The 1,775-nt window shown below is 34.9% G+C and carries 2 protein-coding genes; both read left to right on the top strand.

All coding sequences use genetic code 11. The features are described 5' to 3' along the window. The coding region (locus F6K22_RS40045; protein WP_375340238.1) for a HEAT repeat domain-containing protein at positions 1–506 on the top strand (506 nt) is incomplete at its 5' end. Between the two features lie 400 nt (positions 507–906). Next, the gene (locus F6K22_RS40040) at positions 907–1,548 is read left to right on the top strand and encodes a C-phycocyanin alpha-cysteine-84 phycocyanobilin lyase subunit CpcF (RefSeq protein WP_293110648.1); all 642 of its coding nucleotides are present in this window, start codon (positions 907–909) and stop codon (positions 1,546–1,548) included. Positions 1,549–1,775: the final 227 nt, after the last annotated feature.

Raw genomic sequence — 1,775 nt, 5'->3', positions numbered from 1 at the left:
TGATTCAACCTTACGAAGATATTATTGAAGCCTTGGGAACACTACAAGCTCAAGAAGCAATTTTTCTAATTAAGCCTTTTATAGAACATCCAGCAGAAAAAGTACAATATGCTGCTGCTAGGTCTCTATATCAACTTACAGGAGAGGCAGTATATGGAGAGTATTTGACTCAAGCATTAGAAGGGGATAACTTACAGTTACGACGCTCTGCACTATTAGATTTAGCAGTAATTGGTTATTTACCCGCAGCTAAGGCAATATCAGAAACCTTAGCCGAAAATAGTATGAAATTAATTGCTCTAAAAGGACTTTTAGAACATCACCTCACAAGAAATTCAAAAGTTAAAAGCGAGTGCGTAATTCTGAGGTCTCCATTTCCTGCGGAAACGCTCCGCGAACAGAATGTAAGACGCACTCAAGACAGTCAAAAGTCAAAAGTAGAATCTCAACTATTATTATCAGATGAAGCTATTGAAGTAATGACTTTAATGGATTCGCTTCTATAAAACATTCATTTATACTTATTGTCCTGAAGAGTAACTACAAAAAATTTTTTTAGAAGTAATTTAAGTCTCATTAATTAGGTACAATAAAAATGTTATTCTGTTTCTAAAAAAGAAATATACTAACTTTTGAGAATAAATTCAAAAGTCAAAAGTCAAAAGTAGAGTTTGGACTATTATTATCAGATGAAGCTATTGAGGTAATGAATCTAATGGACTCCCTTCTATAAAACATTCATTAATCAAAATAATTGGGTTTAAAACCCTGCCTTTTGAGGATAAATGTTTTTGCAAGTTTGCTCAAAATCCTAGTTACAAAAACAACTTTTGCCTTCTAAATTGATTACGTTATACATTATTAATTATTAATTGTTAATTATTAATTATTAACTACTCCCTAAGAATGAATAATCAACCCTCAACAATAGATAATCAATTCATCCGAGCAGTTGAAGAAGCAGACTCTTCTCAAGGTTTAATAGATGCAGTTAAAGATTTAGCAGCAGCTCATATAAAAGAAGCTATCCCAATATTAATTAAGGTCTTGGGCTATAATAATCCAGGTGCAGCAGTAGCAGCAGTTGATGGGTTAGTCGAAATAGGAGAACCTGCTGTACTCCCACTCCTGGAAACACTGGATGGTTATAACTATGGTGCTAGAGCTTGGGCAATAAGAGCATTAGCAGGTATTGGTGACCCTCGTGGGTTAGAAATATTATTAGATAGTGCAGCAAATGACTTTTCTTTTAGTGTACGACGAGGTGCAGCTAGAGGTTTAGGTTTTATTCATTGGGAAAAGTTATCTGAAACAGAAGTTTCCGATGCTCAACAGCGGGTTTTTCAAACTCTGCTGCAAGTATCTCAAGACCCAGAATGGGTAGTGCGTTATGCTGCTGTGGTAGGTTTGGAAGGTTTAGCAAAAGTAGTTAAAGCTAATTATCCCAAATGGTTTGAAGATATCTTGGCTCTTCTGGAAGAAATTTTTAATACTGATACAACTTTAGCAGTTAGAGCTAGGGCTAAAATGGGTGTTGAGTATTTGTAGTTGCTCCAATAATACCAACTTGATAAGTGTTTGCTACAAATAAATAGGGTATTTTTTAGGAGTCAGGAGTGAGAATGAATAGGTTTGATACATTTTTTGGTAGTCCTGTAGATGTAGTGATTTATTGTCGAGGCAGGCAACAGCTCCAGAAGGCAACAGGCAACAGAAAATATATCTAATTCAATCGTTTTAGAGGAATAGTATTTGCTTGCCCACTTAATTTTTTT

This window comes from Okeania sp. SIO2F4 (assembly GCF_010672385.1).
In the GTDB taxonomy this organism is placed as follows: Bacteria; Cyanobacteriota; Cyanobacteriia; order Cyanobacteriales; family Microcoleaceae; genus Trichodesmium.
Note: the sequence above shows the minus strand (reverse complement) of the source record. Positions and strands in the feature narration are given on the sequence as shown.